We start from the raw sequence: 19395 nt of genomic DNA, 5'->3' as shown, positions 1-19395 counted from the left end.
GTCCCTGGATGGGTTCCGGACGCCCGGCGCATGATGGCGGCATGGATCGCCGCCAGCTCGCCGAGTTCCTGCGGAGCCGACGCGCCCGCGTGCAGCCCGGCGACGTGGGGCTGCCCACCGGGACCCGGCGGCGCACCCCCGGCCTGCGCCGTGAGGAGGCGGCCCGGCTGGCCGGCATCTCGGTCGACTACTACACGCGGCTGGAGCAGGCACGCGGGCCGCACCCGTCGCGGCAGGTGCTGTCCGCGCTGGCCCGCGCGCTGCGACTGTCCGACGACGAGCGTGCCCACCTGTACCACCTGGTCGGCGAGCTGCCCGCCCCGCCGACCGGGCCGAGCCCGCACGTGCCCGCGGGCATCCTGCACCTGCTGGACCGGCTCGACGACACGCCCGCGTACGTCATCGACGTCAAATTCGAGATCCTGGCCTGGAACCCGATGGCCGCCGCCCTGCTCGGCGACCCCACGACCTGGCCGCCCGGCCGCCGCAACATGGTGTGGAACATGTTCGGCAGTGAGCTGAGCGCCATCGCGCTGGCCGACCCGCAGTCGTCCGCCTTCGCCGACGAGTGCGTCGCCGAGCTGCGCGCGGCAGCCGCCCAGTACCCGAAGGATCCGGGCATCCAGGGGCTGATCGCCCGGCTGCGCGCCGCCAGCCCCGAGTTCGTCCGGCGGTGGGAACAGCTGCGGGTCTACGTGCGGCGCGGCTCCACCACCAAGCGGGTCCGCCACCCCGTGGTGGGCGAGCTGACCCTGGAGTGCGAGGTGCTGGACGTCGCCGGGCACGGGCAGCGCCTCATCGTCTACACAGCCGCCCCAGGCAGCCCGTCCGCCGAGGCGCTGAAGCTGCTCGGCGTCGTCGGCACCCAGTGGCCTTCGGAGTATCTCGCCTGAATCCAGCCCGACCGTCGATCCGGAATCTGCCATGCGATCACGGTTTGGGATTGCCGTCCTTGGACGGGCCCATGGTCACGCACCAGCGGCCGCCGCAGTCCTGGAGCCAGATCGTGGTGTGGTACGGCGCGCCGTGGAGAGTCCCGGACAGGTCCGCGGCCTTGGTCGCGTCGGACTCCGTGTCGGCGATCGTCGACTGGGTGACGGCCAGCGCAGGTCCGCCGAGTTCGGCCAGCCTCCTGTCGATCTCGGCCGCGGCGTCGCTGCGCGGATGGACGAGCAGGCGCATCCGGTCTCGGTCTCCGGCCTGGAGTGCGGCCACGTACTCGGTGACCGCCGCCTCCGGTGTCGCCTGGCCGGGGGTGTCGCGCGTCGCCAGGAAGACCCCGACCGCGATCACGACTCCCACGACCGCGACGACGGCAGCAACCGCGGTTCTCGACCTCATACCGGGGAGCATAGGGCGGTCCATCCACATCGGTCGACATCGGATCCGTCTGCTCGTTCACCTTCCGTTCGGCTGTCGATCCTGCGCCGGCTCGTTCGTATAGGGGGTGACGGGCCGGCATGGGGCCGGCCGCCGCAGGGCAGGAGAGGTTCATGCGCAAGCTGATGGTCATCGAGTTCGTGACGCTGGACGGGGTCATGCAGGGCCTCGGGTCACCCGACGAGGACCGCGACGGCGGCTTCGAGCACGGCGGCTGGTCCGCGCCGTACTTCGACCCCGCCCAGGCGTCGGCGGCGGGTGAAGGCCTCAAGGACACGACGGCGTACCTGTTCGGGCGGCGGACGTACGAGAAGATGGCCGCGTTCTGGCCGACGCAGCCGGATGAGAATCCGATGGCCGCACACCTCAACGCGACCCCGAAGCATGTCGCGACGCGCACCCTGACCAGCCTCGACTGGCCGAACGCGCGGGTGCTCGACGGCGAGCTGGCGACCGCCGTGCGCGAACTGAAGGAGCAGGGCGACGGCGTGCTCGCCGTGCTGGGCAGCGGTGTGCTCGTGCAGGAGCTGATCGCCGCCGAGCTCGTCGACGGATACCGGCTGTTCCTGCACCCGCTGCTGCTCGGCACCGGCAAGCGGCTGTTCCGCGAGATGGCCCGCCCGCAGCGGCTCCGCCTCGTCGACCACACCTCGACCAGCACCGGCGTGCTGATGCTCGGCTATGACGTGATCTAGCCCGGTCAGGCGGCGGGAAGATACGCGGTGCGGCCGGACGAGCGCGCTGCCATGGCCGCTGCCGCCCGGCGTGCACTGTGGTCGGGCAGCAACGCAGCACATTCTGCGATCGGGAAGAACCCAACGCGGTCGATCTCCTCAGCGTCCATCCGGAAGGCGGTGTCGCTGTTCACGGACCCGCCATCAAAGAGGAAATACATGATCGCGCTCGGCCGCTGGCCCATCGGCGGCGCCCAGTCGACGACAAGCAGTTCACCCAGCTCGACCTTCAGCCCGGTCTCCTCGGCGAGTTCCCGTGCGGCGGCGACGTGCGGCGGCTCGCCCTCCTCGATCATCCCGCCTGGGAACGCCCAGTGGTCGCGGTAGTTCGGCTTGACGAGCAGAAGCCGATCCCGCTCATCCGTGATCAGAACACCGGCGGCGGCATAGAAGGTCGGCAGATTCCGGTACCAGATCTCAGGTTCGACCCATGCCACCGCATCAGGGTACGCCCGCAGTGAGCATCGCCTGACCGTGGACGATCACCTCATCGGCTCGGGAGTCGCCACGGTGACGTGCCAGTGCCGCGAGCAATGTCCGGATACGGTCCTCGACACGGTTCGAGCGAACGCGCTCTGCCAGGTGCACGGCTGTCCGGCCGAACGCCGTCGCCTGTTCGAGGTCGCCGTTCTCCGCGTGAACCGTGGCCAGCAGGGCCGTATGGAGTGCCTCGGTCCGGACGCCTCCCGCGCTGATGACCAGCGCGGCGTCGGCATATCCCAGCGCCCGCGCCGGTTGCCCCAGGTCACGGAAGCAGCGGACGGCAGTTCCGGCGTGGTGCGCCGCGCTGAAGTAGGTGGCCCACGATGGCCCGCCGTCAGGCTGGCGTCCCATCGCCGCTTCAGCATCGCCCAGCGCGCGGTACGCACCGGTCCGATCGCCGGTACCGGCCCTCGCACTCGCTGCCGCAGTCTGGATGCGGGCAATGACACCAGGTGCCGACCCGCGGGCCGCCTCGATCGCTGCGGAGCTCAGCTGAACCGCCTCCCCGGCCCTGCCCATGAACAACGCCTGGGTCGACATGTTCGCGAGCACATGTGCACCGAACGCACGATCTCCCGACGCCTTCGACAGCCGCAACGCCTGCACGTAGGCACGCTGAGCGAGTCCCATCGCACCGCCGTCGTATGCCATGAAGCCGAGCTGTGCGGTCAGTTCGGCTGCCGCTGCGAAGAGTTCGCGCCCGACCGCATCGGTATAGCTCCCGTTCAGCAGAGGAGCGACCTCCCGATGCAGGAACTCGGCGACGAAGCTACGTGCGTAACCGCCGCCGTGTCGCCGGTCGAGGTCGAAGAACTGCCGCTGGATCGTCCGCAGCACCTCGATGTCGGCGGCAGTCACCCGTCCGTCCCCACTGCGCTCGACCGTCCTGTCGTCCGGGTCGAACAGCCACCGCCACCCGGCTCGGGTGGACGCCTCGTCGGTCACCGACATGGCCAGTGCGAGCGACCGCCTCACCACCGTGTACCGCCACAGCCGGGTGGCGACGTCCACCGCCTCGGCCACGCCGTCCGGGTAACCGACGCCCAGCGGTGCATCCGGTCCGGCAAAGCCGAGGTCGAGCGCATCGACCCGGCGACCGGTCCGACGGGTCAGCACGGCGGCGATCAGCGGCAGTACCTGCGGGTCAGGGTTGCGGCCTCTCAGCCACCAGTAGACAGAAGCGCCGTCGTAGCGCAGGTCCAAGCCGAGCCGGTCGCGGCCAAGGGCGTTGACCTGACGAGCGAACGCGGCGTGCGCGCGGTCGTATCCCGCGTCAACGAGCAGCACGTCCAGCTCATGGTTGGTGATCGGCTTGGACAACGTCCGACTCCCCTACGAAGTCGAAGTACGTAACCATCAGCACCGATGTTATGCCTTCCTCGGGCACGGAATCGCCGCGCGCAAGCCTGCGCAAGAGGGCACCTTCGTCGAGCGGTACGCGCATGGGGCGACCTCTGGCGTGGGCGGACCCGGACGCGTGTCATTGGCACATGACGGCGGAGTCGAGGTGACCGAATGAGCAAGGCGATCCCGGAACGGGAGTTCGCACTGTACGCCGATGCGCAGGCGGCCTACGGAACACACTTGCTGACCCTGCATCGCCGGGAGGCGACCGGCTGCTGTCGGCAGTGCGGACGTGTCCACCCGTGCGACCTGCGAATGCGCGGTGCCCATCTGATCGCGCATTACGCCGACTGGTGGACGGAACAGCCCGACCTCGTCCGGCCCTACGCAGCCGAATAAGACTGCCTCTACCGCTCAGGCAGAGGCGGGCGGGCGCGTACGGCTCATGGCTCGCACCCCGCGGTCCGTACGCGCCCGGCCCACTCGCCACCGCCCCCACGACAAGTGCAGATCACGCATCGTGATCGGCTGGCACCCCCGGCCGCGCCATCTCCCTCTGCCTCTCCGACACCCCCTAGCCCGTCGATGTGCCGCACTTTCGGGGAAACTGCAGCCATCGCGGAGTCGATTACCGCAGTTTCCCCGAATCTGCAGCACGCGCCGGGCAGGATTCGATCATCGCGCGGGACACCCCGGAGAGGAGCCCGGGAGGCCTACTAGGCTGATCACATGACGTACGTGGCAGACCCGAAGCGATACGACTCCATGATCTACCGGCGTACCGGGCGCAGCGGGCTGAAACTGCCCGCGATCTCGCTGGGCCTGTGGCACAACTTCGGCCACGAGCGTCCGTGGGACCGGCAGCGCGACATCGTGCGACGTGCGTTCGACCTCGGCGTGACCCACTTCGACCTGGCCAACAACTACGGCCCGCCGCCGGGTGCGGCCGAGGAGAACTTCGGCCGGATACTGGCCACCGACCTGAAGCCGTACCGGGACGAACTGGTCATCGCGACGAAGGCCGGCTACGACATGTGGCCGGGCCCGTACGGCGAGTGGGGGTCGCGCAAGTACCTGACCGCCTCGCTGGACCAGTCGCTGCAGCGCATGGGCCTGGACTACGTCGACGTCTTCTACTCGCACCGCTTCGACCCGGAGACCCCGCTCGAGGAGACGATGGGCGCGCTGGACGCGGCCGTGCGCGCGGGCAAGGCGCTGTACGTCGGCATCTCCTCGTACACCTCGGCGCAGACGCGCGAGGCCGCGGCGATCCTGAAGTCGCTGGGCACGCCGCTGCTGATCCACCAGCCGTCGTACTCGATGATCAACCGCTGGACCGAGCGCGACCAGCTCCTGGACACCCTCGAAGAGGTCGGCGCGGGCTGCATCTCGTTCTCGCCGCTGGCCCAGGGCCTGCTCACCGACCGCTACCTCAAGGGCGTGCCCGAGGATTCGCGCATCCGCACCAGCCGGTTCCTCAACGAGGACGCGCTGACCCCGAGCAACCGGGTCAAGGTCGAGGGCCTCAACGCGATCGCCCAGCGGCGCGGCCAGTCTCTGGCCCAGCTCGCGCTCGCCTGGGCGCTGCGCGACGAGCGGATGACCAGCCTGGTCATCGGCGCATCGAGCGTGTCCCAGCTGGAGAACAACATCGCCGCGCTGGGCAACCTCGACTTCACCGCCGAGGAGCTGACCGAGATCGACCAGTTCGCGACCGAGGCGGAGATCGTCATCTAGTGACCGACGATCACCGGCTCGTCACCGAGCACAGCATCCTGTCGGTGGTGGTGGGCTCGCGGGCGTACGGCCTCGCGGGCCCCGCCTCCGACACCGACCGCCGCGGCGTGTTCGCCGCGCCCACCCGGCTGTTCTGGGGCCTGGACAAGCCGCCCACGCACGTGGACGGCCCGGCCGAGGAGCAGTTCTCGTGGGAGGTCGAGCGGCTGTGCACGCTGGCCCTGACGGCGAACCCGACGGTGCTGGAGTGCCTGTGGTCGCCGCTGGTCGAGTTGCTCACGCCGACCGGCGAGCGGCTGCTGGCGGTCCGCGGGGCGTTCCTGTCGAGCCGAGCGGCCGAGACCTACGGCCGTTATGCCGCCGACCAGTTCGCGAAGCTGCGCGCGCATCGCGAGCGCACCGGCGACGTGCGCTGGAAGCAGGCCATGCACATGCTGCGGCTGCTGCGGGCCGGGGCGCACGTGCTGCGGACCGGCGAGGTGCTGGTCGACGTGTCCGACGAGCGTGACCTGCTGCTGTCGGTCAAGCGCGGCGAGGTGGCGTTCGCCGAGGTCTCAGCGCTGGCCGAGGCCCGCTCCGCGGACCTGGCCAAGGCGGCCGCCGACACCGCGCTGCCCGCCGAGCCGGACCGGGCCGCGGTGGACGAGTTCCTGGTGGGGGTACGCGCCGAGGGGCTGGACTCCGCCGTTCGGTGACGATGACGGCCGATCGGGTGGCCTTACGGCAGGGCACGGTCGTTGTGGATACTTGCGCGGTGACCCGACCCCTCGGCCGCCGCCTCGCACTGCTCTGCGCCGCGCTGCTCGCCTCCGCCGTCGCCGCCTGTGACACCGCCCCCGACGACCCGGCGTTCGTGACGCCGAGTTCGGCCGCCCCGTCGGGCTCGGCCGCGCCCGAACCGGGTCCGGCGGCGTTCGCCGGCTGGCACGACCCGGCGCAGGCCGGCAAGCCGTGGGGTGACAAGGTCCAGGGCCTGCTGACCTTCCGGGGCAACCCGACGCGCACGTTCCACGGCAGCGGGCCGATCCCGAAGGCCAAGCCCGAGGAGCTGTGGCGCTTCCCGAAGTCGGGCAGCATGTGCCGGCCGTCGGTCGACGAGCACGGCGAGCGGATCTGGTGCGGCATGGGCTGGACCGGCCAGCCCGCGGTGTTCGAGCGCGAGGGCAAGACCTGGATCGTGTTCGGGGCGTACGACGGCAAGGTGCACTTCCTCGACGCGAGCAACGGCGCGCGGCTGCTGCCCGACTTCACCACCAACGACATCATCAAGGGCTCGGTGACCATCGACCCGGACGGCTTCCCGCTGGTCTACACGGGTTCGCGTGACGACTACTTCCGGATCATCGCGATCGACGGCGACAAGCCCAAGGAGCTGTGGAAGCTGTCGGCGTACGCGGTGAAGCCGACGCTGTGGAACAACGACTGGGACAGCTCGGCGATCATCATCGACGACTACCTGTTCGAGGGCGGCGAGAACAGCCAGTTCCACATCGTGAAGCTGAACCGGGGCTACGACAGCAACGGCAAGGTCACCGTCAAGCCGAAGCTGATCTGGAACACCCCGAGCTGGGACGACAAGCTGATCCGGGAGGCCGGGCACAAGACGTTCTCGGTGGAGAACTCGGTCAACGTGTCCGGGAACACCATCTACTTCGCGAACTCGGCCGGCCTCGTGCAGGGCTGGGACATCAGCGGCCTGAAGAGCGGGCAGAAGCCCAAGCGGGTGCTGCGCTTCTGGACCGGTGACGACACCGACGGCTCGATCGTCTCCGACGAGCAGGGCATGCTGTACGTCGGCTCGGAGTACGAGAAGAAGAACGCCCGGTCCAAGACCGTCGGGCAGTTGATGAAGCTCGACCCGAGCAAGCCCGGCGACCCGCTCGTCTGGAAGATCGACGAGCGCAACGGCGGCACGTACAGCACCGCGGCGCTGCACAAGGACATCGTCATCTTCGGCACGCACGCCCAGGACCTGGTCGGCGTGGACCGCGAGACGGGCAAGGAGCGCTGGCGGCACCACGTGCCGGGGATGGGCCACGGGTCGCCGGTCATCATCGACGACGTTCTGATCATCGGCGACTGCAGCGCGGGCTACCTGTACGCCTACGACGTCGCCGACACCTCGGCCGCGCCGAAGCTGCTGTGGAAGATCAAGCCGGGCGCCTGCATCGAGTCGACGCCCGCGGTCTGGAAAGGCGTGATCTACGTCGGCACCCGGGCCGGCCAGCTGCACGCCCTCGCGCTGCGATGACGATCGCGATCCCGGACTGGACCGGCCAGGTCGCCGACGAGCAGCCGTACCCGCTGGTCTTCGCGACCGTCAGCGGCGCACACCTGTACGGCTTCGCCTCGGTCGACTCCGACGTGGACCTGCGCGGGGCCCACCTGCTGCCGGTCGCCGAGCTGGTCGGGCTGCGGCAGGGCCCGGCGACGATCAACCACATCGGCGACCGGCACGGTGTGGAGCTGGACCTGGTCACCCACGACCTGGCCAAGTGCGCCAAGTTGCTGCTCGGCCGCAGCGGCGACGTGCTGGAGCAGGTCACCTCGCCGCTGGTGGTGCGCACCACGCCGCTGCACGAGGAGCTGCTGGCGCTCGTGCCGGGCTGCCTGAACGCGGGTTACGCGGATCACTACCTGGGCTTCTCGATCTCGTCGGAGAAGCTGTTCGCGAAGACCGGCGAGCTGAAGCCCGCGCTGTACCTGCTGCGGGTGCTGGCGACGGGGCTGCACCTGATGCGCACCGGCGAGGTGGTGGCCGACCTGAACCTGCTGCACGAGGACGCGAAGCTGCCGTACGTGCCGGACCTGATCGCGGCCAAGCGCCACGGCGAGCACCGGCGGCTCGGCGTCGACGCCGGCCTGCCCGACCCGGAGCAGATCCTGGCGGACACGTGCCGCCTGCGCGAGCAGCTGACCGAGGCGAAGGCGGCGACCGCGCTGCCCGCCGCGGCGACCGCGTACGACGCGCTGCACGACCTGGTCGTACGGGCCCGGCTGGCCGCCTGACACAAAAAGGGCCCGCCTGCACCCCTGACCGGTGCAGGCGGGCGTTCATGGGCCCGCAGCTCGCGGGCGGGAGGCTACCGGCGGCGCCAGTTGCGGCCGCGCACGGCGGCGGCGAAGCCGGCCAGGTGCAGCGCGACGAACAGGAAGCCCAGCAGGGTCAGCGTGCCGACGGTGAACAGCGGCTCGACGCCCTCGCCGAGCAGGTCGAGCAGCAGCGCGAGCCCGAAGCAGATAGCGGCGATGATGGCGAACATCGTGACTCCAGTTATGTCAGAGGGGGTTGCCTGACACAGGGATGTCCACATGCGCATGGGCGCAAACATCAGCGCAGCGCGACCTGCAACCGGCCCTGCTCGGTGACGGTGACCTGGGTGCCCAGCTCCGCGCAGGCCTTGCCGAACCGCCACCCGATCCACTCCGCCTCATGTGGCGCCGCGGGCCGGGTGCGGGTGAAGTCCAGCGCCAGCGGCACCGCCTCGGCCGACACCGGCCCCTGCTCGTCGATGGTGACCTCGAACAGCAGCCCGAGATCGTTGCGCAGCCCGGGGTCCACCGCGTAGTCGTCGACGAAGTCGCCCAGGTCGAACAGGACCGGCCCGTGCACGCCGTGGAACACGTGCGCCGAGTGCCCGGCCACCAGCGTCGCCCCGGCCGCCAGCAGCTGCGTCGCGGCCGCGCGCACGTGCCCGACCGGGCCGCTGGTCATGTTCGGCCCCCAGTGCGGGGTCACCAGCGCCACGTCCACCTGCGCGGCCATCTCGCCGACCAGTTCGGCCAGCCAGTCCGGCACGCCGTGGCGCAGGTCCGCGAACGCCACGCCGGGGCTGTCCTCGGTCGCCGCGAAGTCCTGCGGGTGGTCGGTCACCCCGAGCACGCCGACCCGCACCCCGCCCGCCTCCAGCAGCCGCCAGGCCCGTGCCCGCTGCTGGTCGGGGCCCGCGCCCACCACCGCGACCCCGACGCGCTCCAGGTGGTCCAGGGTGTCGGCGAGCGCGACCGGGCCGAAGTCCAGGGCGTGGTTGTTGGCCAGGGTCACGCAGTCGACGCCCAGCCAGGCCAGCAGGCCCGCGGCCCGGGGCGGGGCCCGGAAGAAGAACGGCTTGCCGGGGGCCGGCCATGGCTCGCCGCGCTCGGAGATGCAGCACTCCAGGTTGACCACGCACAGGTCCGCAGTGGCGGTGAGCTGCTGCACCTGTTCGGCGAAGATCTCCTCGTACGCCGCGTGGCCGAGGGTGAGCCGGTCCCCCACGGACCGGCCGAGCATCGTGTCCCCCGCCAGCACGAGCTTCACGCCCTCATTGTGCCCCTTGCGCGATCTTGTGGGCTCGCATACCCATCGAAATCAGGCTGTTCGGACAAGATCCCTGACAGCGGGCGTGGCGAGGGATGATAGGGGCACAGGAGGGCGGCTATGCGACCGACTCTGCGGTTGGGCAGCATCGCCGGCATCCCGGTCGGCGTGCACTGGTCGGTATTGCTGATCATGCTGCTGCTGGGCCAGGGGCTGGCGACCGCCGTGCTGCCCACGGGCGCGCCGGGCGGCTCCACCGGCGCCTACTGGATCGTCGCCGGCGCGGTCACCGTGCTGTTCCTCGGCTCCCTGCTGGCACACGAGCTGAGCCACGCCATCGTCGCCCGCCACTACGGCGTGAGCGTCCGCCGGATCACGCTCTGGCTGCTCGGCGGCATGGCCGAGCTGGAATCCGAACCACCGCACGCGCGCGCCGACCTGTTCGTGGCGCTCGCCGGGCCGCTGGCCAGCCTCGGCGCCGCAGCGGTGTTCGGCGCCGCGGCCGGTGGGCTCTACCTGACCGGGATGGCCCCGCTGGCCTGGGTCGCGCTGGCCTGGCTGGCCCTGGTCAACGCCGTGCTCGCGGTGTTCAACCTGCTGCCCGGCGCACCGCTGGACGGCGGCCGGGTGCTGCGCGCGGCCCTGTGGTGGTGGCGCGGCGACCGGGCGTTCGCCGCGCGTACGGCCGCGCGGGCCGGCATGGTCGTCAGCATCCTGATGATCGTCGGAGGCACTTTGCAGGTGCTGTGGCTGGCAGACATCGGCGGCCTGTGGCTGGTCCTGCTCGGCTGGTTCCTGCTCTTCGCGGGCCAGGCCGAGCAGGCCGACACCCGCCTGCGCACGGCCCTGTCCGGCGTCCTGGTCCGCGACGCGATGGTCCCCCCACCCGTGGTCGGCTACGTCAGCCAGCGCCTCGAAGACTTCATCGCCGTCGCCGCCACCCACCGCCCCGCCGACGCCTACCCCGTGCTCGACCCCGACGGCCGCCCCGCCGGCCTGGTCACCCTCTTCTCGCTGGCCCGCCTCAGCCCCGCCCAACGCACCGACAAGACCCTCCGCGACGTCCGCTTCCCCCTCGCCCGCCTCGCCGTCCTCTCCCCCGACGACCCCCTCGAAGAAGCCGCCCGCCGCATCCTCGCCAGCCGCCTCCCCTCCCTGGTCATAGACCAAGGCATCCTCATCGGCCTCATCACCCCCGCCGATCTCAACCGCACCATCGACCTACACACCCTGAGCGGAGGACGGGCACCTTCATAACGCCGCAACCATGCTGAGCTGGGTGTGGGCGTCAGCTGTGGTGCGGGTTCGTCGGTGCGGGCGGATCTCGCCGGCGTACGCCGGTGCGGCTTGTTGCACATTCATGGCAACAGCGGATACGTTGCGAAACGTGTCGTCTCCCGGTGTCGTCGTCGAGGCCCTCCTGCTCTCCGTACAGGACGGCGGCCTGCGCTTCCGTCAGCGCCGAGCCGCGGTGGCCGGCGGCGCGCACCCGGACGACGTCGCGCGGCAGCTGGCGGGCCTGTCCCCGTGCACCGACGGCGGGCTGCTGCACTCGACGTCGTGGCGGGTCGAGGACGGCGCGGTGGTGCTGACGTACGCCGCACTGCCCGACCTGGACCCGCAGCACACCCGGCCGGTACACCTGGACGCGGCGACCTCCGGTCCGCACCCGCTCGCGCCCAGCCCGACGACCGTCGACCTGGACGCCGTCGCCGCGCACGCCTGCCGCCACCTGGCGATGCTCGCCGACACGGACGGCAACGTCGCCGCCGCGGCCCTGCTGCTGCCTCAGCTGTGGGAGCCGCTGCGCAAACTCGTCCCGGTCCCCGCCGGCGCGCTCGCCGCGGTCCCCGTCTAGCCCGGCGCACCAGGGCAGCGCCCATCGGGCCGGACGCCGACCCTGATCGAGCCGGACCTGCCGGCAGGATCGGCGCACCCACCGGGCAGCGGCGGCTCAGGCAGCCGGGTCCAGCAGGAAGATCCCGTAGGAGAACGGCCCGGCGGTGACGCCGGCGCCGTCGGCCTCGACGCCCTGGACGTCGACCGGCCGCGCCCCGGCCAGGTTCGGCACCGGAACTGCAGCCGGCTCGCGCCGGGGATGAACCACCACCAGGTGGGTGCCGCCGCGCAGGTAGACGAACGGGTACCCGGCGTGCAGCACCTCCACCTCGCCCCCGGTCCGCAGCGCGGGCGCTTCCCGCCGCAACGCGATCAGGCGCCGCACGGTGTGCAGCAGCGATCCGCCGTCGGCCCGCGACGCGGCGACGTCCGGCCGGTCGGGCACCGGGTCGACGGGCAGGTAGAGCTGCTCGGCGGGCGCGGTGGAGAACCCGGCATTGCGGCCGTCGTCCCACTGCATCGGCGTACGCGACCCGGCCCGGTTGTACGTCGCGCCGAGCACGCTGCCCTCCTTGTCCGGCAGACCGGGCACATACCGCATGCCGATCTCGTCGCCGTAGTAGACGGTCGGCATCGTCGGCCAGGTCAGCAGCAGCGCGAACGCGGGCGCGAGCTGGTCACGGGTACGCGGCCCGCAGACCAGCCGGGAGAAGTCGTGGTTGGAGCTGGGCAGCGCGACGTGCCCCGCTCCACCGATCGCGTCGACCGCGCCACGCCATTCCGCCACGAACTCGGCGACCGACCCCCCGCCCTCGGCGTCGAAATAGCACGGGCCGTCCCCCCAGGAGGGGTCGTGGGTGCCGGCCCGGTTGTTCCACAGCGAGCCGAACGCCCGGCCCCGGAAATGCAGGAAGAAATCGGCGTGGAAACCCGCGGCGACGGCGGCCGCCGGGTCGCCCCACTCCGACAGCAGCGCCGCTTCGGGATAGGAGCTGTCCAGCCAGGCCCGCATCTCGCGCCACAGCCGCGACGTCTCCACGAATCCGGGGTCGTCCTTGACCAGGGAGGACGCCATGTCGACGCGGAAGCCGGCGACGCCGCGGTCCAGCCAGTACGCCATGATCTCGCGCAGCGCCGCGCGGTTGGCCTGCGGGCCTGCGGCGTCGACCGGCCGGCGCCAGGGCTCGGCGGCGTCCGGGCGGGCGTAGCCGAAGTTCAGGGCCGGCTGGATGTCGAAGAAGTTCTGCAGGTAGTGGCCGGGGCGAGTGCCGGGCGAGGCGACCCAGCCGGGCTGGCCGGCGACCTCTTCGCCGGCCCAGACGTACCGGTCGTCGCTCGCGTCGTCGCGGGAGTGCAGGAACCACGGGTGCTGGTCCGAGGTGTGCCCGGCGACGAGGTCCAGCATGATCCGGATGCCCCGGGCGCGGGCGGCGTCGACGAGGCGTACGAGGTCGTCGTTGGTGCCGTAGCGCGGCGCGACGGTGAGGTAGTCGGCCACGTCATAGCCCGCGTCGCCGAACGGCGAGGCGAAGCAGGGGCTGAACCAGACAGTGTTCACGCCGAGCCACTGGAGGTACTCCAGGCGCTGCTCGACGCCCGCGAAGTCGCCGATACCGTCGCCGTTCGCGTCGGCGAATGTCTGCGGATAGATCTGGTACAGCACACTGTCGTTCAGCCAGGCCGGCCCCGAGCCCATGGTCACGGCGTCTCTCCCCGTTCGGCTTGTACGGCGGCCCGCCCGCCGACGCGGCCACCCTACCGGCCGCCACGATTCTGCGGATTCATGACTAACAGCACCTCGAATCGGGTAGACAGCGAAAGAGAGACTATTCGGACCTTCGGGAGGAACCCATGAGCCAGACGGCGAGCACCACCCGCCAGCGCAAGGCCGCGACCCCGGCGAAGAAGGCCGCCAAGGCCACCAAGACCGTGGCGAAGACGCCCGCCAAGGCCGCCCCCAAGTCCGCGGTCAAGACCTCGCAGGGCAAGAAGTCCATGCCGGCGGCCGCCGTGGGCCAGGACGCGATCGCGCTGCTGAAGGACGACCACAAGGTGGTCGAGAAGCTCTTCAAGGAGTTCGAGAAGGCCGGCGATTCCGCGTACGCCAAGAAGCGCAAGATCGTCGACCAGGTGATCAGCGAGCTGACCACGCACGCGTACATCGAGGAGACCCTGTTCTACCCGACGGCGCGCAAGGCGGCTCCGGAGACCGGCGAGCACGTGCTGGAGAGCGTCGAGGAGCACCACGTGGTGGCCTGGATGCTGTCCGAGCTGGCGAACACCGAGCCGCAGGACGAGCGCTTCGACGCCAAGATGACGGTGCTCATGGAGAACGTCCGTCACCACGTCAAGGAGGAGGAGCAGGAGTGGTTCCCCGAGGTCCGCAAGGCGATGAGCCGCGGTGACCTCAAGGAGCTGGGCGCGAAGATGGAGGCCGCCAAGAGCAAGGCCCCGTCCGACCCGCTGAAACTGCGCAGCGCCAAGTCCTGACCCCACCGGACGCCGCCCTGGACCGCATCCGCGAGCCGGGGCGGCGTCGCTGTGTCCAGGCCCAGCTCATCCCCGGACAACGTTAAGAGGGTGCCCTTCCTCTACGCGGAGCGATGTGAAGGCGCCCTTCCTTTCGTACGGGTGGTGAGGGCTTGGGCGTCGGCGATGGCAGCGGCGTTGGGGTCGTTGTTGAAGTAGACGTACACCGAGGCGCCGGCGGGGAACGTGTCGGTGAGGCGGGTCTGCCAGGTGGCGAGGGCGGCTCGGCCGTAGCGGGGGCGCGGGTTCGCGCGGCCCTCGTGGAGGCGGAGGTAGCCGAAGTCGGTGGTGCGCCAGAGCGGCGTGATGGGGCGGCCGAGGCGGTCTGCCCAGCACAGGGCCGCGTGGCGGTGTTCGAGGACGGCGCGGATGTCGTCGGTCCACCAGGAGCGGTGGCGGGGTTCGACGGCGACGCGGATGTGCGGTGGAAAGCAGCCGAGCACGGCCGAGAGGGCGTCGGGGTCGGCGCGCAGGGTCGGCGGGAGCTGGAGGAGCACCGGGCCGAGGTGGTCGCCGAGGGCGCCGGCCACGCCGAGGAAGCGGTCCACGGGCTCCTGCGGGTCGCGCAGGCGTTTGACGTGGGTGAGGTAGCGGCTCATCTTGACCGCCATGACGAAGCCCTCGGGGAGCTGCTCGCACCACCGGGCGAAGGTGTCGCGCGGCGGCAGGCGGTAGAAGACGCTGTTGACCTCGACCGTCGGGAAGTGCTCGGCGTAGTGGCGCAGCCACAGGCGCTGCGGCAGGCCGGGCGGGTAGAACGGGCCGCGCCAGTCGGCGTACTGCCAGCCGGACGTGCCGACGACGATCACGGTTTCTGTGTCACCCGAAGCCGGGCCGCGTAAACCAGCGTGTGATCATCAAGCGGTGGCGGTGACGGGTGTGCACGACCGGGACGAGCTGGCGCGGCTGCTGGGCGGCGAACCCGCGCTGCACGCGTACCAGCTGGGCGACCTGGACGACTTCTTCTGGCCGTACACGACCTGGTACCGCGAGGGCGACGCCGTCGCGCTGGTCTACCACGGTGGAGGCATGCCCACGCTGCTCGCCTTCGACCACCGTCCGCGGGCGTCGCACGCGCTGCTGGCCGGGCTGGTCCCGCTGCTGCCGCGGCAGTTCTACGCCCACCTGTCCCCCGGCGCCGAGCAGGTCCTGGCCGACGACTTCACGGCCGAACCCGGCGGCCCGCATCTCAAGATGGCGCTGACCGAGCCTGCCGCGCTCGCCGCGCCGCTGGGCGATGTGCTGACCCCCGCCGACCTGCCGGAACTGCTCACGCTGTACGCGCAGGCATATCCCGGCAACTGGTTCGACGCGCGGATGCTGGAGACCGGGCAGTACGTCGGCGTACGCCGCGACGGCGAGCTGCTGGCGGTCGCGGGCGTGCACGTGTGGTCGCCGAAATACCGGGTGGCGGCGCTGGGCAACGTCACCACCCATCCCCGGGCGCGGGGGGAGGGTCTGGCCAGGGGCGCGGTGTCCGCGCTGTGCCGGCGGCTGCTGGACACCGTCGACCACGTGACGCTGAACGTGAAGGCCGACAACGCCGCAGCTCGGGCGTTGTACGACGGGCTCGGCTTCACCGCGGCGGCGGAGTACGGCGAGTTCACCTTCACCGCGCGTTGACGATCACGGCCACGGCTCCTACGCTCTACGCCGTCCGGTGATGTTGGATTTCGTTTGAACGGGTGGAATTCAGTGGGCAGTTCGGAGCTGGTGGCGCTGCGCGCCGCAGGGGTGTCGCTGGTGCTCGACGTGGCCGGTCCCGGCCTGCCACGGGTGCTGCACTGGGGCGCGGACCTCGGCGAGACCGGCGAACTCGACCAGCTGGCCGCCGCGCAGGACGCCGGCGGCAACGCGCTGCCGCCCACCGTGCCGCTGCTGCCGACCCAGCACGACCGCTGGCCCGGCCGCCCCGGGCTGTCCGGCCACCGCGACGGCGGCCCCGGCCACCTGCGCCTCAGCCTCACCGAGCCGGTCACGGTCGTCGTCGACCCGGCCGGCGGGGGTGCGCTCACCGCCACGTCCCACGACCCGGTCGCGGGCATCACCGTGCGCACCGAGCTGGAGCTGACCCCGCAGGGCCTGGTCCGGCAGCGCCACGCCGTGACGAGCACCCAGCCGGGCTGGTGGCACGTCGACAGTCTGCTGTGCCTGCTCCCGGTGCCCGCCCAGGCCGCCGAGGTGCTCGACTTCACCGGCCACTGGGCGCGCGAGCGCGCCCCGCAGCGCAGCGCGTTCGGCGACCAGACCATCGCCCACGAGAGCCGCCGCGGCCGCACCGGCTTCGGCTCGCCGTCGCTGTTCACTGCGGGCACGCCGGGCTTCGGCTTCCGCACCGGCGAGGTGTGGGGCGTGCACGTCGGCTGGTCCGGCAACCACCAGCACCTGGCCCAGCGCCTGCCCGACCGCGACGGCGTGCTCGGCGGCGGCGAGCTGCTCGAACCCGGCGAGGTACGGCTGGCCCAGGGCGAGACCTACACCAGCCCCTGGACGCACTTCGCCTACAGCGGCGCCGGCCTGGACGGGCTGTCCGCGGCCGTGCACGGCTGGCTGCGCGCCCGCCCGTCGCACCCGGCGACGCCCCGGCCGCTGACCCTGAACACCTGGGAGGCCGTGTACTTCGACCACGACCTGGGCAAGCTGACCGAACTCGCGCGTACCGCCGCCGAGCTGGGCGTGGAGCGTTTCGTGCTCGACGACGGCTGGTTCCTGGGCCGCCGCGACGACAAGGCGGGCCTCGGCGACTGGCACGTCGACGCCGACGTGTGGCCCGACGGGCTGCACCCGCTGGTCGACGAGGTGAACCGGCTCGGCATGCAGTTCGGGCTGTGGGTCGAGCCGGAGATGGTCAACCCGCGCTCCCGGCTGGCCGAGCTGCACCCGGACTGGGTGCTGGCCGCGCCCGGCCGGCTGCCCGAGGAGCAGCGCTGGCAGCACGTGCTCGACGTGGCCCGCCCCGAGGTCTTCGACCACCTGCTGGAACGGCTCGACGCGCTGGTCACCGAGTACCGCCCGGCGTACCTGAAATGGGACCACAACCGCGACCTGGTCGAGGCGGTGCACGACGGCGCGGCCGGGGTGCACGCGCAGACCGAGGCCGTGTACCGGCTGCTCGACGCGCTGCGCGAGCGGCACCCACGCCTGGAGATCGAGTCGTGCTCGTCCGGCGGCAGCCGCGTCGACCTCGGCGTGCTGGCCCGCACCGACCGGGTGTGGGGGTCGGACAACAACGACCCGATGGAGCGCCAGCACATCCAGCGCTGGACCGGCCTGCTGCTGCCGCCGGAGCTGCTCGGCTGCCACGTCGGCCCGCCCGTCTCGCACACCAACGGCCGCGCCACGTCGCTGGCGTTCCGCTGTGCCACAGCCCTGTTCGGCCACGCGGGCATCGAATGGGACATCACCGGCTGCACCGACGACGAGCGGGCGGCCCTGCGCTCCTGGATCGCGGCCTACCAGCGGCTGCGCGGGCTGATCCACACCGGACGCACGGTCCGGGCCGACCACCCCGACCCGTCGGCCCACCTGTACGGCGTGGTCGCCACCGACGGCGGGCACGCGCTGTTCGCGTACGCCCAGCTCGGTTCCAGCGCCCGCGACGGCGCGACCCGGCTGCGCCTGCCCGGCCTCGACCCCGCCGCCTCCTACCGGGTCTCCCTGCTGCCCGAACTCCCCGGCCCGCAGCTGTTCGGCCGCCCCTGGCACCCGGACCTGGTCCTCACCGGCGCGGCCCTGGCCGCCCACGGCCTGCTCGCCCCCGCCCTGCGCCCCGCCGAAGCCTTCATCCTGGAACTCCACCGCCAGCCCTGACCACCCGCCCCGCAACGCCGGGTTGATCATGAACTTATGGCACGGCTCGACGGCGTGTCATGTGCCCGACTTCATGATCACCTGGCGTTCGCGGGGACGTGCGGAGAGTGCCATGGCCTGATCGCTGCCGACAGCCGGGACGGATCAGGGCTTGGATCTGCGGCGCTGCTCCTGGATGCCGATGCCGAGCGCCACGCCGACGGCGATGCCCATGCCGATCCCCATGGCCACGTTGTCCAGCGCCACGCCCAGTGCCGCGCCGATCGCCGCGCCGAGCGCGATGCCCAGGGCGAGAGAACTGCCCGAATCGCCCGCCGACGCCTCAGCGTCCATGCCCGGCGTCTCCGCGTCCCCGCCCGGCGTCTCAGCGTCCCCGCCCGGATCTTCGACGGGCTTGTCGATGCCTCGGTCGTCCGTCACGGTCGCCTCCCCACGGTCATGCCTCCGGTCCGGTCACCGGATACCCGGTCCGGCACGCACTATGTCAGACACCGTCATCCCCGCGGAGGAAACGGCGGGTCACTCCGGCAGGCCGGGAATCGCGAGCTGTCCCGGGATCTCCGGGACGGGGCCGCCCTCCTCCGTGTCGTCCTGCTGATCGCGCAAGCTGTCCGGCACCGGGGGCACGGGCGGCAGCGGCTCGGCCGCGGGGTGCGGGAACAGCCGGGCGAGTGCCGGCAGGCGGCGGGCCGTCTCGGCCGGATCGTCGAAGTTCCAGTGCTCGTCCTGCAGGGTCTGCAGCCGCGGCTTGCTCCGGTGCTCCTCGACCGCGCGGTAGATGTTGGCGCCGTGGCCGCGTACCCCTTCGAAGGCCTCGGAGGCGGCGTAGTTGAGCTCCTCCCACTCCGGCCACTCGTCGGCGCGCCAGCCGCCGCGCTCACGCCCGGCCAGGCCGCGGACCTGCGGCACACGCGCGAGCGCGTCCGGGTCGTCGACCAGGCGCTCGAAGTCGGCCCGGCCCAGGCTCATCAGCCAGGTGCGGAAGTAGCAGAAGCCGTCGTCGGAGCAGCCCCCGAAGATCCGGTAGGCGGCGCCCCACATCAGCCAGGTCATCGCGCGGTCGGACGCGTCGTCCAGGTGCGCCTCGAAATCCAGGATCTCCTCGACCTCACGTGCCGCGAGCTGCCCCTGGATCCAGCCGGCACGGTGCGCCCGGCCGGGTTCCTCCCGCACCGCGCGCTCGATGAGCCCCCAGAACTCCCCCACATCCACGGCAGGCACTCTCCCACATCCGTCCGA

21 protein-coding genes are annotated in these 19395 nt (G+C 71.5%); 12 read left to right on the top strand and 9 right to left on the bottom strand.

Annotated elements, in window-relative coordinates; genetic code table 11:
• The first annotated feature begins 41 nt into the window (after window positions 1-41).
• Window positions 42-893, top strand: a complete 852-nt coding sequence (locus F6W97_RS17985) for a helix-turn-helix transcriptional regulator (protein WP_155371515.1) — start codon at window positions 42-44, stop codon at window positions 891-893.
• A 37-nt stretch (window positions 894-930) separates the two neighbouring features.
• On the opposite strand, the gene F6W97_RS17980 is transcribed toward F6W97_RS17985, so the two are convergent.
• A complete protein-coding gene (locus tag F6W97_RS17980) occupies window positions 931-1341 on the bottom strand; it encodes a hypothetical protein (RefSeq protein WP_155371514.1) in 411 nt (136 codons plus the stop codon).
• 152 nt (window positions 1342-1493) lie between these two features.
• Between F6W97_RS17980 and F6W97_RS17975 the strand changes: the two genes are divergently transcribed.
• Window positions 1494-2075 carry a dihydrofolate reductase family protein gene (locus F6W97_RS17975; protein WP_155371513.1) on the top strand — a complete coding sequence of 194 codons (582 nt, stop codon included), beginning with the start codon at window positions 1494-1496 and terminating at the stop codon, window positions 2073-2075.
• A 5-nt stretch (window positions 2076-2080) separates the two neighbouring features.
• On the opposite strand, the gene F6W97_RS17970 is transcribed toward F6W97_RS17975, so the two are convergent.
• Together F6W97_RS17970 and F6W97_RS17965 are read right to left on the bottom strand one after the other, a co-directional pair.
• Entirely contained in the window at window positions 2081-2551 is a 471-nt protein-coding gene (locus F6W97_RS17970) for an NUDIX domain-containing protein (RefSeq protein WP_155371512.1), read from the bottom strand.
• Window positions 2552-2555: 4 nt separating this feature from the next.
• On the bottom strand, window positions 2556-3917 hold the full coding sequence (locus F6W97_RS17965; RefSeq protein ID WP_155371511.1) for a transcriptional regulator: 1362 nt from the start codon (window positions 3915-3917) through the stop codon (window positions 2556-2558).
• 195 nt (window positions 3918-4112) lie between these two features.
• Between F6W97_RS17965 and F6W97_RS17960 the strand changes: the two genes are divergently transcribed.
• The 5 genes from F6W97_RS17960 (at window position 4113) to F6W97_RS17940 (ending at window position 8687) form a co-directional block, all read left to right on the top strand.
• On the top strand, window positions 4113-4340 hold the full coding sequence (locus F6W97_RS17960) for a hypothetical protein (protein ID WP_155371510.1): 228 nt from the start codon (window positions 4113-4115) through the stop codon (window positions 4338-4340).
• Window positions 4341-4670: 330 nt separating this feature from the next.
• The gene (gene mgrA / locus F6W97_RS17955; RefSeq protein ID WP_155371509.1) at window positions 4671-5678 is read left to right on the top strand and encodes an L-glyceraldehyde 3-phosphate reductase; all 1008 of its coding nucleotides are present in this window, start codon (window positions 4671-4673) and stop codon (window positions 5676-5678) included.
• On the top strand, window positions 5678-6373 hold the full coding sequence (locus tag F6W97_RS17950; protein WP_155371508.1) for a nucleotidyltransferase domain-containing protein: 696 nt from the start codon (window positions 5678-5680) through the stop codon (window positions 6371-6373). The genes mgrA and F6W97_RS17950 overlap by 1 nt, the downstream gene beginning before the upstream one ends.
• Window positions 6374-6432: 59 nt before the next feature.
• A complete protein-coding gene (locus F6W97_RS17945) occupies window positions 6433-7929 on the top strand; it encodes an outer membrane protein assembly factor BamB family protein (protein WP_196279206.1) in 1497 nt (498 codons plus the stop codon).
• Complete coding sequence (locus F6W97_RS17940; protein WP_155371506.1) at window positions 7926-8687, top strand: nucleotidyltransferase domain-containing protein; 762 nt, start codon at window positions 7926-7928, stop codon at window positions 8685-8687. The genes F6W97_RS17945 and F6W97_RS17940 overlap by 4 nt, the downstream gene beginning before the upstream one ends.
• A gap of 74 nt (window positions 8688-8761) precedes the next feature.
• On the opposite strand, the gene F6W97_RS17935 is transcribed toward F6W97_RS17940, so the two are convergent.
• Together F6W97_RS17935 and F6W97_RS17930 are read right to left on the bottom strand one after the other, a co-directional pair.
• Complete coding sequence (locus F6W97_RS17935; RefSeq protein WP_120315464.1) at window positions 8762-8941, bottom strand: hypothetical protein; 180 nt, start codon at window positions 8939-8941, stop codon at window positions 8762-8764.
• Window positions 8942-9009: 68 nt separating this feature from the next.
• The gene (locus F6W97_RS17930; RefSeq protein ID WP_155371505.1) at window positions 9010-9978 is read right to left on the bottom strand and encodes a CapA family protein; all 969 of its coding nucleotides are present in this window, start codon (window positions 9976-9978) and stop codon (window positions 9010-9012) included.
• Between the two features lie 120 nt (window positions 9979-10098).
• Here F6W97_RS17930 and F6W97_RS17925 point away from each other — a divergent pair, with 120 nt between their 5' ends.
• Entirely contained in the window at window positions 10099-11235 is a 1137-nt protein-coding gene (locus F6W97_RS17925) for a site-2 protease family protein (RefSeq protein ID WP_155371504.1), read from the top strand.
• A gap of 130 nt (window positions 11236-11365) precedes the next feature.
• The gene (locus tag F6W97_RS17920) at window positions 11366-11836 is read left to right on the top strand and encodes a hypothetical protein (RefSeq protein ID WP_155371503.1); all 471 of its coding nucleotides are present in this window, start codon (window positions 11366-11368) and stop codon (window positions 11834-11836) included.
• 96 nt (window positions 11837-11932) lie between these two features.
• Here F6W97_RS17920 and F6W97_RS17915 read toward each other — a convergent pair whose 3' ends face one another.
• The gene (locus F6W97_RS17915; protein WP_155371618.1) at window positions 11933-13513 is read right to left on the bottom strand and encodes an alpha-amylase family glycosyl hydrolase; all 1581 of its coding nucleotides are present in this window, start codon (window positions 13511-13513) and stop codon (window positions 11933-11935) included.
• Between the two features lie 155 nt (window positions 13514-13668).
• On the opposite strand from F6W97_RS17915, the gene F6W97_RS17910 reads away from it, so the two are divergent.
• Entirely contained in the window at window positions 13669-14307 is a 639-nt protein-coding gene (locus F6W97_RS17910; RefSeq protein ID WP_230686777.1) for a hemerythrin domain-containing protein, read from the top strand.
• 101 nt (window positions 14308-14408) lie between these two features.
• Here F6W97_RS17910 and F6W97_RS17905 read toward each other — a convergent pair whose 3' ends face one another.
• Window positions 14409-15155, bottom strand: coding sequence for a DUF72 domain-containing protein (locus F6W97_RS17905; RefSeq protein WP_155371502.1), 747 nt, complete (start codon window positions 15153-15155; stop codon window positions 14409-14411).
• 55 nt (window positions 15156-15210) lie between these two features.
• On the opposite strand from F6W97_RS17905, the gene F6W97_RS17900 reads away from it, so the two are divergent.
• The gene (locus F6W97_RS17900; RefSeq protein ID WP_230686776.1) at window positions 15211-15969 is read left to right on the top strand and encodes a GNAT family N-acetyltransferase; all 759 of its coding nucleotides are present in this window, start codon (window positions 15211-15213) and stop codon (window positions 15967-15969) included.
• Window positions 15970-16041: 72 nt separating this feature from the next.
• On the top strand, window positions 16042-18156 hold the full coding sequence (locus F6W97_RS17895) for an alpha-galactosidase (RefSeq protein ID WP_196279205.1): 2115 nt from the start codon (window positions 16042-16044) through the stop codon (window positions 18154-18156).
• 144 nt (window positions 18157-18300) lie between these two features.
• On the opposite strand, the gene F6W97_RS17890 is transcribed toward F6W97_RS17895, so the two are convergent.
• The gene (locus tag F6W97_RS17890; RefSeq protein ID WP_230686775.1) at window positions 18301-18576 is read right to left on the bottom strand and encodes a hypothetical protein; all 276 of its coding nucleotides are present in this window, start codon (window positions 18574-18576) and stop codon (window positions 18301-18303) included.
• Window positions 18577-18675: 99 nt separating this feature from the next.
• Entirely contained in the window at window positions 18676-19377 is a 702-nt protein-coding gene (locus tag F6W97_RS17885; RefSeq protein ID WP_196279204.1) for a DUF4240 domain-containing protein, read from the bottom strand.
• Between the last annotated feature and the right edge of the window lie 18 nt (window positions 19378-19395).

The sequence above is a fragment of the Catellatospora vulcania genome, assembly GCF_009720385.1.
Lineage (GTDB): Bacteria > Actinomycetota > Actinomycetes > Mycobacteriales > Micromonosporaceae > Catellatospora > Catellatospora vulcania.
This window is presented reverse-complemented; position numbering and strand designations above follow the sequence as displayed.

Bases quoted from the DNA above. Each gene is read 5' to 3' on its own strand.
- F6W97_RS17985 (WP_155371515.1), top strand. From the start codon at position 42: ATGGATCGCCGCCAGCTCGCCGAGTTCCTGCGGAGCCGACGCGCCCGC.
- F6W97_RS17980 (WP_155371514.1), bottom strand. From the start codon at position 1,341: ATGAGGTCGAGAACCGCGGTTGCTGCCGTCGTCGCGGTCGTGGGAGTC.
- F6W97_RS17975 (WP_155371513.1), top strand. From the start codon at position 1,494: ATGCGCAAGCTGATGGTCATCGAGTTCGTGACGCTGGACGGGGTCATG.
- F6W97_RS17960 (WP_155371510.1), top strand. From the start codon at position 4,113: ATGAGCAAGGCGATCCCGGAACGGGAGTTCGCACTGTACGCCGATGCG.
- mgrA (WP_155371509.1), top strand. From the start codon at position 4,671: ATGACGTACGTGGCAGACCCGAAGCGATACGACTCCATGATCTACCGG.
- F6W97_RS17940 (WP_155371506.1), top strand. From the start codon at position 7,926: ATGACGATCGCGATCCCGGACTGGACCGGCCAGGTCGCCGACGAGCAG.
- F6W97_RS17935 (WP_120315464.1), bottom strand. From the start codon at position 8,941: ATGTTCGCCATCATCGCCGCTATCTGCTTCGGGCTCGCGCTGCTGCTC.
- F6W97_RS17925 (WP_155371504.1), top strand. From the start codon at position 10,099: ATGCGACCGACTCTGCGGTTGGGCAGCATCGCCGGCATCCCGGTCGGC.
- F6W97_RS17915 (WP_155371618.1), bottom strand. From the start codon at position 13,513: ATGGGCTCGGGGCCGGCCTGGCTGAACGACAGTGTGCTGTACCAGATC.
- F6W97_RS17910 (WP_230686777.1), top strand. From the start codon at position 13,669: ATGAGCCAGACGGCGAGCACCACCCGCCAGCGCAAGGCCGCGACCCCG.